This is a genomic window from Pseudomonas fluorescens (assembly GCF_902497875.1).
Taxonomy (GTDB): Bacteria; Pseudomonadota; Gammaproteobacteria; order Pseudomonadales; family Pseudomonadaceae; genus Aquipseudomonas; species Aquipseudomonas fluorescens_BR.
In genome coordinates, this window is the sequence record NZ_CABVHY010000066.1 from 1 (window position 1) to 9,446 (window position 9,446).

The following is a 9,446-nucleotide window of genomic DNA, read 5'->3' on the forward strand; positions in this document are numbered from 1 at the left end:
CGCGTCGTTGGAGGCCGAACCATCCACACCCAGGCCCAATGGCGCGCCCGCTGCGATCAAGTCCAGGGTCGGACAGATGCCTGAAGCCAGGCGCATGTTCGAGCTCGGACAATGACAGATGCCGGTGCCAGCCGCGCCCAGGCGAGCGATTTCATCCGGGTTGAAATGAATGCCATGGGCCAGCCAGGTACGAGGCCCGAGCCAGCCGACGCTGTCCAGATAATCCACGGTGCGCAGGCCGAAACGTTGCAGGCAGAAGTCTTCTTCGTCGAGGGTTTCGGCGAGATGGGTGTGCAGGCGCACGTCGAGCTTGTTGGCCAGTTCCGCACTGGCCGACATGATTTGTGGGGTAACGGAAAACGGCGAGCAGGGCGCCAGGGCAATCTGGATTTGCGCGCCATCGCCACGTTCGTGGTATTCGGCGATCAGGCGCTGGCTGTCGGCGAGAATCACTTCACCTTGTTGCACGGTCTGTTGCGGCGGCAGCCCGCCGTCGGCTTCACCCAGACTCATCGAGCCGCGGGTGAGCATCGCGCGCATGCCCAGTTCGCGCACGCTCTGGACCTGTACATCAATGGCGTTTTCCAGACCTTCGGGGAACAGGTAGTGGTGATCGGCCGCGGTGGTGCAGCCAGACAGCAGCAACTCGGCCAGAGCGACTTTGCTCGCCAATGCCAGTTTCTCCGGGGTCAGTCGAGCCCAGACCGGATACAGGGTTTTCAGCCAGGGGAATAACGGCTGATTGACCACCGGCGCCCAAGCGCGGGTCAGGGTTTGGTAGAAGTGGTGGTGGGTGTTGATCAGCCCGGGAAGGATCACATGTTCGCGAGCATCGAAGACTTGTCCACAGGGTGCGGCGGGTTGTTGCCCGGCACCGAGTACTTCGACGATCAAACCGTCTTGCAGCACCAGGCCGCCACGGGCATCGAGCGCGTTGGCAGTGAAAATGGCCAGGGGGGTTTTTAACCAGATACGGGTCGCAGGCATTGGCCGGCTCCTCTGAAAATTGGGTTCAGGTTCGCCAGCTCAGTGTTGCCCTGTCTGCTGATCCAGGGTCGCCGGTGAGGGCGAGGTTTGGAGTTTACTCAGATTACGCATTTGATGCGATAGCTTGACGGACGTGTGTGATGCCTAAAAGATCGCAGCCTGCGGCAGTTCCTACGGGTATTGCGTGCGCCTGATAAATTCAGGGTGTACTGGGTCGGCGTAGGAGCTGCCGCAGGCTGCGATCTTGGCCTCCTTTCAGGCAGCACTCACCAAGGAATCGTTTCGCCCCGGTAGTTCACAAAATGATGCCCGCCCATACCCGCATAAGCATTCACCTGTTCGATCAGCCCCTGGGTGCTGGTGTCGACATCGATGTCCGCGCCTTCACCGCCCATGTCGGTTTTCACCCAGCCCGGGTGCAGCGACAGCACCGTCAGCTTCTGCTCGCCCAGTTGAGTGACGAAGCTGCTGGTCATGGAGTTCAGTGCTGCCTTGCTGGCCTTGTACAGCGCCATCTCCGGGGCATCGGGCATGGTCACGCTGCCGAGCACCGAGCTCATGAACGCCAGTACGCCGCTGTCCGGGCGGATCTGCCGGACGAAACGCTGGGCCAGATTGATCGGGGCCACCGCGTTGGTAAAGAACAGCTGGCCGACTTCGGCGAGGGTGGCGTTGCCGGGGGTCTGATCATCCGGGCCTTTGACCCCGGCGTTGACGAACAGCAGGTCGAACACCTGGTCTTTCAGTCGTTGGCTCAGGGCGATCACGGCGTGCTGGTCATCCATGTCCAGTTGTTCGATCCGGACCTTGCCCAGTGCCTGCAAGGCCTCGGCTTTCTGCGGGTTGCGCACGGTGGCGGTGACTTGCCAGCCGTCGGCCAGCAAGCGTTTCACCAGCCCGAGGCCCAAGCCTCGGGAGGCACCGATGATGAGTGCGTTTTTTGCAGTGTTCATAAACGGGTTCCTTGAGAAAAGAGGATCACGGTCTTAGTGGACAACTCTGGCGAAGCCGTAGTTGCAACTCCTGGCGCAGCTCGCCGAGTTCGGCAATGCGGGTTTCGATCAGGGTCAATTTGTCTTGTAGTAATTGAGTGACGGCGCTGTCCGGGTCGACGGCGTTCCACAGACTTGCAACGCTGCTGCCGATTTCGCCGAGGCTGAAGCCCAGGCGTTGGGCGGTCTTGATGTAAAGCACCAGTTGCACCATCTCAGCCGGATAGTCGCGGTAACCGTTGGCGCTGCGTTGGGCGGCGATCAATCCGCGCTGCTCGTAAAAGCGCAGAGTATCGCGGCTGACGGCGCTGGCCCGGGCTAATTCACCGATACGCATCTCGAAGGCTCTTTGGGGCTTGACCCTGGAGCATACTCCAGGCTTTAGCCTGTGCGCTCCTTGAATAGTTGGAGCCACCTCAATGTGGACTGCACAGCAATACCGCCGACTGGTCCGCGCGAGCGGCTGGTACGACTTGATCGTCACCGTTGCATTCGTCACGCCCTGGAGTTTCATGGTGTTACACGGGCTGCTGCAAAGCCTGTCCCAGGCGTTCAATCTGCCCGGCGAACTGCCGCCCTTCGAACCGATGCATATGTTGATGACCAATCTGTTGGGCTCGATTGTCTGCGTCTGGTCGGTCCTGCGGATTCGTGATCCACAGCAAGCATTCGGCCGCTATGACGCGGCGGGGCGGTTGTTGTTTGCGACCTGGCAGATTTATGCCTTGGTCCATGGCGCCAGCTCGTTGCTGGCGGTTTTCCTGGTCTTTGAATTGGCATGGGGCGTTGCACAATTGTTGCCTGTTCGTCAGCCGGTGAAGCCCGCCCGAACAACCCTTAATGTCCCGCCTGCCCCAATTCAGGGCAAGCCTGCTGATAAGGCTCCGGCATAGCCTTATCTCGGCTGATCAAAAAATGAGCAGTCGGCCGCGAGCTATGCCGCCTATGCAACTGAGCCAGCCTTGCACGGCTTATCCACAGGTTGCTCCACAGTATTTGTGCGCAAGCCAAAAGGCCGGGTATAAGCACTCGTTGGCTTTCTCCTAAAGGTGATATACCGCTCTAACTGATTGTTTTGCTGCGGGATTAACCATGGATGCGGATAATTGGACAAAAAATGACCAGTGCCCGCAAAGCCACGTTGCAGAAGGGTTACAGGGGAATGTGCTCAGGTTATCCACAGTCGGGTGCACAGTAGATGTGGGCAAGTTCAGCGCGTAGCGGGCATGTGGATTGCACCAAAAAAATCGCAAGGCGTTCCACTATAGGGGCCTGCAATTTTTTGGTTTTGTTTTTGCCCTGATCGGGACACTAGCGCTGCAACAGAATGCGCCCACGACTCAGGCCCGCCAGCTGCGATTGCAGAATATCAATCTGCGCTTCGCCAACCGCTAACTGCAACTCCACGCCATTGGCGGTGAAGCTTTCTTCCAGGATCAAGCCGCCACGTTCAGTCACCCGCAGTTTGACCAGCGCCAATTCGTTGAAACCACAGGTGCAACGCAGTGGCACCCGACTGATCAATGCAACGCGATCGGCCCCTTGCAAGCATTTATTGGCACTGCCGCCGTAGGCCCGGGCGAGGCCGCCCGTTCCTAACTGGATGCCGCCATACCAACGAATCACTACTACCGCGACCTGGTCGAAATCCTGGGCTTCGATGGCCGCCAGGATGGGCCTTCCGGCAGTACCGCCCGGCTCGCCGTCGTCCCTGCTGCGGTATTGATCGGCGAGTTTCCAGGCCCAGCAATTGTGCGAAGCGTTCAGGTCGCTGTGTTGCTCGATGAACGCTTGAGCTTCGGCTGCGCTGCTGATCGGGGCGGCGAGGGCGATGAAGCGGCTTTTGCGAATTTCTTCGCGATATTCGCAAAGGCCGGTGAGGGTAAAAGGCATGTGCGGGATCTTTTAAAGGGTTGGCTTGAGGCCGCAGCCCTTGAGAATGATCTGGATCAGATTGTTGCTGGCATCGTCCATGTCCTGCCGGGTCAGTTTGCTGCGGCCGGTTACGCGACAGATCTGCGTGGCGAAGTCGGCGTAGTGTTGGGTGCTGCCCCACAACAGGAAGATCAGGTGCACCGGATCGACCGGGTCCATCTTGCCGGCATCGATCCAGGCCTGGAACACGCCCGCCCGACCCTGGAACCAGGTGCGATAGTCCTGGCTGAAATACTCGCTCAGGCACTCACCGCCGCTGATGATCTCCATGGCGAAGATCCGCGAGGCTTGTGGCTGGCGGCGGGAGAACTCCATCTTGGCGCGGATGTAGCGGCTGAGCGCTTCGGCCGGATCGTCTTCGGCGGTCAGGGTGTTGAAGGTGCTGTCCCACAACTCGATGATGTTGCTCAGCACCGCCACATACAGCCCGAGTTTGTTGGTGAAGTAGTAATGCAAATTGGCCTTGGGCAACCCGGCATTCTGCGCAATGGTGTTCATGCTGGTGCCTTTGAATCCGTGACGAGCGAACTCGTCTTCGGCGGCCTTGATGATCGCTTCTTCGTTCTTTTGGCGAATTCGGCTGGCGGGCTTGCCGGTATGAGCTTCGGCGTGGGCTGGGACTTCAAGGGTCATGGAGGTTTCCGAGCAGTTCTGTGGGTGTGACCAATGGCTTGATAGCGCACCCATAAGTATCAGACAAGCCTTGTCATTGAAAAGATCGGCTTTACCGGGTAGCCGCCAGGCTTTCGAGAAAGCTTTCCAGCACCAGATGAGGGCGACGGCCCTTGCGGGTGACCGAGGCCAGGCTCAGGTCATAGAAGCGCGCCATGGGTTTCAGTGCACGCAGTCGACCTTGCTGCACCCAGAGGCTGGCGTAATGATCCGGCAGATAACCGATGTAGCGCCCGGTCAGGATCAGAAACGCCATGCCTTCGCGGTCCGACGCGCTGGCGGTGCAGTTGAGCGCCTGGTAATGCGCCTGGATCTCGGCCGGCAAACGGAAGGTCGGCGCAATGGCGTCCTGGCTATTGAGGCGCTGGTCATCCAGTTGTTTGTCATCGACATAAAACAGCGGATGGCCGACCGCGCAGTAGAGCAACGAACGCTCGCTGTACAGCGGTTGATATTCCAGGCCCGAGAGTGCGCTGGCCTGTGGCACCACACCGACATGCAGGCGGCCGTCGAGAACCCCTTGTTCCACTTCGTTGGGGGCAATCATGCGGATCTGAATCTGCACGTCCGGCCCGCGCTCCTTCAATTGCGCGAGGGCATGGGTGATACGCATGTGGGGCAGGGTGACCAGGTTGTCGGTCAGGCCGATAGTCAACTCGCCACGCAAGTGCTGGTGCAGGCCGTTGACCTCGGTGCGAAAACTTTCCAGCGCACTTAATAGCTGCAAGGCCGATTGATAGACCTCGCGGCCTTCCTCGGTCAGGGAGAACCCGGCACGACCGCGCTGGCACAAACGTAATCCGAGACGCTGCTCGAGATCGCTCATCTGCTGGCTGATGGCTGAGCGGCCGATCCCCAATACGCTTTCCGCCGCGGAGAAGCCGCCACATTCGACTACGCTGCGAAAGATGCGCAGCAGGCGGATGTCAAAGTCACTGACTTGTGCCAGTGGATCGGGGCGACGACTGCTCATAGTTTAGTGGCTGCCTGACTGAAGGTTAGAAGAGTTGGATTTCACAGACTTTATCCCCGTGGCAATTTAGCTGCAAGAACGCTTTTAGTCCCTACGCTGCCTTTTGCCTTGCGAGGTTTTGCTCATGAACTTGCCCGAAAACGCTCCGGTCTCCCTGGCCAGTCAACTCAAGCTCGACGCCCACTGGATGCCGTACACCGCCAACCGCAACTTCCAGCGCGATCCGCGGCTGATCGTTGCCGCAGAAGGCAGCTACCTGATCGATGATAAAGGCCGTAAGGTCTATGACTCGCTCTCGGGTCTGTGGACCTGTGGCGCCGGGCATACCCGCAAGGAAATCCAGGAAGCGGTTTCCAAACAATTGGGCACCCTCGATTACTCGCCGGGCTTCCAGTACGGTCACCCGCTTTCGTTCCAGCTGGCGGAAAAAATCACCGAGCTGACTCCGGGCAACCTGAATCACGTGTTCTTCACTGACTCCGGCTCCGAGTGCGCGGACACCGCGGTGAAAATGGTGCGTGCCTACTGGCGCCTGAAAGGTCAGTCGACCAAGACCAAAATGATCGGTCGGGCCCGTGGCTACCACGGCGTGAACATCGCCGGCACCAGCCTGGGCGGCGTCAACGGCAACCGCAAAATGTTCGGTCAGGCGATGATGGATGTCGACCATCTGCCGCACACCTTGCTGGCCAGCAATGCCTACTCCCGTGGCATGCCGGAGCAGGGCGGTATCGCCTTGGCCGATGAACTGCTCAAACTGATTGAATTGCACGATGCGTCGAACATCGCTGCGGTGTTCGTCGAGCCGATGGCTGGTTCCGCCGGTGTGCTGGTTCCGCCTCAGGGTTACCTCAAGCGTCTGCGTGAAATCTGCGATCAGCACAGCATCCTGCTGGTGTTCGATGAAGTGATCACTGGCTTCGGTCGTACCGGCTCGATGTTCGGTGCCGACAGCTTCGGCGTGACTCCGGACCTGATGTGCATCGCCAAGCAAGTCACCAACGGCGCGATTCCGATGGGGGCGGTGATTGCCAGCTCCGAGATCTATCAGACTTTCATGAATCAAGCGACGCCGGAATATGCGGTGGAATTCCCTCACGGCTACACCTACTCGGCGCACCCGGTGGCCTGCGCGGCCGGCCTGGCAGCACTGGATCTGTTGCAGAAGGAAAACCTGGTGCAGAGCGTGGCTGAAGTCGCGCCGCATTTCGAAAACGCCTTGCATGGCTTGAAGGGCACCAAGAACGTCATCGACATCCGCAACTACGGCCTGGCCGGCGCGATCCAGATCGCCGGGCGTGACGGCGACGCCATCGTGCGTCCTTTTGAAGCCGGGATGGCCCTGTGGAAGGCCGGTTTCTACGTGCGCTTCGGCGGCGATACCCTGCAGTTCGGCCCAACCTTCAATAGCAAGCCGCAGGATCTTGATCGCCTGTTCGACGCGGTCGGCGAAGTGCTGAACAAGATCGATTGATTCGACCTTCTATATAGAACGAACAACAGGTGCGCAGCGATGCGCGCCTGTGGACAACTTTTCAGGAGCCCCGCATGAGCCTTATCCCGCACTTGATCAACGGTGAACTGGTGACCGACAACGGTCGTAGCGCTGACGTGTATAACCCGTCCACCGGCCAGCCGATTCACAAAGTACCTTTGGCCAGCCGCGAAACCGTACAAAAAGCCATCGACTCAGCCAAGGCGGCGTTCCCGGCCTGGCGTAACACTCCGCCGGCCAAGCGTGCCCAGGTGATGTTCCGCTTCAAGCAATTGCTTGAGCAGAACGAAGCGCGTATCGCCCAGTTGATCAGCGAAGAGCATGGCAAGACCCTGGAAGACGCCACCGGCGAATTGAAGCGCGGTATAGAGAACGTCGAGTACGCGTGCTCGGCTCCGGAAATCCTCAAGGGCGAGTACAGTCGTAACGTCGGCCCGAACATCGATGCCTGGTCCGACTTCCAGCCGTTGGGCGTGGTTGCCGGCATTACCCCATTCAACTTCCCGGCCATGGTCCCGCTGTGGATGTATCCACTGGCGATCGTCTGCGGCAACTGTTTCATCCTCAAGCCTTCGGAGCGTGATCCGAGCTCAACCTTGCTGATCGCCCAGCTGCTGCAGGAAGCCGGATTGCCAAAAGGCGTTCTGAGCGTGGTGCATGGCGACAAGGGTGCGGTTGATGCACTGATCGAAGCGCCGGAAGTCAAAGCGTTGAGTTTTGTTGGTTCTACGCCAATTGCCGAATACATCTACTCCGAAGCCACCAAGCGCGGCAAGCGTGTGCAGGCCTTGGGTGGCGCGAAGAACCATGCGGTGCTGATGCCGGATGCGGATCTGGACAACGCGGTCAGTGCCTTGATGGGCGCGGCTTACGGTTCGTGCGGTGAGCGCTGCATGGCGATCTCGGTGGCGGTGTGTGTCGGCGACCAGGTGGCGGATGCGCTGATCAGCAAACTGGTGCCACAGATCAAGGCGCTGAAAATCGGTGCCGGGACTACCTGCGGCCTGGACATGGGGCCATTGGTCTCGGGTCAGGCTCGCGACAAAGTCAGTGGCTATATAGAAGACGGCGTTTCTTCCGGTGCCGAGCTGGTGGTGGATGGTCGCGGCTTGAGCGTAGCGGGCCACGAAGAGGGCTTCTTCCTCGGTGGCTGCCTGTTCGATCGTGTCACACCAGAGATGCGCATCTATAAAGAAGAGATCTTTGGCCCGGTGCTGTGCATTGTGCGAGTCAATAGCCTGGAAGAGGCCATGCAACTGATCAATGATCACGAGTACGGCAACGGCACCTGCATCTTCACCCGTGACGGTGAAGCCGCGCGGTTGTTCTGCGACGAGATTGAAGTCGGCATGGTCGGCGTCAACGTACCGCTGCCGGTACCGGTGGCGTACCACAGCTTTGGCGGCTGGAAGCGTTCACTGTTCGGTGACCTGCATGCCTACGGCCCGGACGGTGTGCGTTTCTATACCCGGCGCAAGGCGATTACTCAGCGCTGGCCGCAACGTGCCAGCCATGAAGCTTCGCAGTTCGCTTTCCCAAGCTTGTAAGTAGACGGGTGGAAAGGCCGGCTCCCTTAGTTGAATAAGGGGCCGGCCTTTTGCTTTTAGAGGCTTTTTTGGCCTATATGACACAATTGTGAAATTATGTGTTGACGGCAGATTCTGGAAGTCTATAATTCGCCCCACTTCCGGCGCAGTCGAAACGGAAAACTCCTTGGTAAACAAAGAGTTACGCGGTTTTCGGCAGCGAGTTGCTTCAGTTCGTCGAAGCCCAGAAGGAGTTGATAGAGTCGTGTTGTTTGACCCTATTAACGGTTCGATCCACTCGGTCGAAAGCGGTGTAAAACAGGTGTTGACAGCAGCGAGTAACGCTGTAGAATTCGCCTCCCGCTAACGAGTGATCGGAAGCGCCAAGTGGTTGAAGTTGTTAAAGATTTCCAAGCGAAACTTTGAAAACTTCTGAAAATAACCGCTTGACAGCAGCAGAGGAAAGCGTAGAATGCGCGCCTCGGTTGAGACGAAAGATCTTAACCAACCGCTCTTTAACAACTGAATCAAGCAATTCGTGTGGGTGCTTGTGGAGTCAGACTGATAGTCAACAAGATTATCAGCATCACAAGTTACTCCGCGAGAAATCAAAGATGTAACCAACGATTGCTGAGCCAAGTTTAGGGTTTCTTAAAAACCCAAAGATGTTTGAACTGAAGAGTTTGATCATGGCTCAGATTGAACGCTGGCGGCAGGCCTAACACATGCAAGTCGAGCGGCAGCACGGGTACTTGTACCTGGTGGCGAGCGGCGGACGGGTGAGTAATGCCTAGGAATCTGCCTGGTAGTGGGGGATAACGTTCGGAAACGGACGCTAATACCGCATACGTCCTACGGGAGAAAGC

General features: G+C 58.4%; 9 protein-coding genes and 1 rRNA gene. 4 read left to right on the top strand and 6 right to left on the bottom strand.

Annotated features, from left to right (window positions below):
* The 3 genes from F8N85_RS33230 to F8N85_RS33240 all read right to left on the bottom strand — a co-directional run.
* Nucleotides 1–987 (bottom strand): amidohydrolase family protein (locus F8N85_RS33230; protein WP_150807636.1); only part of this gene is annotated, 987 nt, incomplete at its 3' end.
* A 266-nt stretch (nucleotides 988–1,253) separates the two neighbouring features.
* On the bottom strand, nucleotides 1,254–1,940 hold the full coding sequence (locus F8N85_RS33235; protein WP_150807637.1) for an SDR family oxidoreductase: 687 nt from the start codon (nucleotides 1,938–1,940) through the stop codon (nucleotides 1,254–1,256).
* 25 nt (nucleotides 1,941–1,965) lie between these two features.
* Nucleotides 1,966–2,316: a MerR family transcriptional regulator gene (locus F8N85_RS33240; protein WP_150807638.1), complete on the bottom strand. Its 351-nt coding sequence runs from the start codon at nucleotides 2,314–2,316 to the stop codon at nucleotides 1,966–1,968.
* Between the two features lie 82 nt (nucleotides 2,317–2,398).
* On the opposite strand from F8N85_RS33240, the gene F8N85_RS33245 reads away from it, so the two are divergent.
* Complete coding sequence (locus F8N85_RS33245) at nucleotides 2,399–2,872, top strand: hypothetical protein (protein ID WP_150807639.1); 474 nt, start codon at nucleotides 2,399–2,401, stop codon at nucleotides 2,870–2,872.
* A gap of 418 nt (nucleotides 2,873–3,290) precedes the next feature.
* Here F8N85_RS33245 and F8N85_RS33250 read toward each other — a convergent pair whose 3' ends face one another.
* From F8N85_RS33250 to F8N85_RS33260, 3 genes are all read right to left on the bottom strand, one after another.
* Nucleotides 3,291–3,872 (bottom strand): IMPACT family protein, encoded by a 582-nt coding sequence (locus F8N85_RS33250; protein WP_150807640.1) that lies wholly within the window; start codon nucleotides 3,870–3,872, stop codon nucleotides 3,291–3,293.
* Nucleotides 3,873–3,884: 12 nt separating this feature from the next.
* Nucleotides 3,885–4,547: a TetR/AcrR family transcriptional regulator gene (locus tag F8N85_RS33255; protein ID WP_150807641.1), complete on the bottom strand. Its 663-nt coding sequence runs from the start codon at nucleotides 4,545–4,547 to the stop codon at nucleotides 3,885–3,887.
* Nucleotides 4,548–4,638: 91 nt separating this feature from the next.
* Nucleotides 4,639–5,559: a LysR family transcriptional regulator gene (locus F8N85_RS33260; RefSeq protein ID WP_150807642.1), complete on the bottom strand. Its 921-nt coding sequence runs from the start codon at nucleotides 5,557–5,559 to the stop codon at nucleotides 4,639–4,641.
* A gap of 124 nt (nucleotides 5,560–5,683) precedes the next feature.
* On the opposite strand from F8N85_RS33260, the gene F8N85_RS33265 reads away from it, so the two are divergent.
* The 3 genes from F8N85_RS33265 to F8N85_RS33280 form a co-directional block, all read left to right on the top strand.
* Nucleotides 5,684–7,033, top strand: coding sequence for an aspartate aminotransferase family protein (locus F8N85_RS33265; protein WP_150807643.1), 1,350 nt, complete (start codon nucleotides 5,684–5,686; stop codon nucleotides 7,031–7,033).
* A gap of 74 nt (nucleotides 7,034–7,107) precedes the next feature.
* Complete coding sequence (locus F8N85_RS33270; protein ID WP_150807644.1) at nucleotides 7,108–8,601, top strand: CoA-acylating methylmalonate-semialdehyde dehydrogenase; 1,494 nt, start codon at nucleotides 7,108–7,110, stop codon at nucleotides 8,599–8,601.
* Between the two features lie 650 nt (nucleotides 8,602–9,251).
* A 16S ribosomal RNA gene (locus tag F8N85_RS33280) occupies nucleotides 9,252–9,446 on the top strand; the annotation flags it as partial.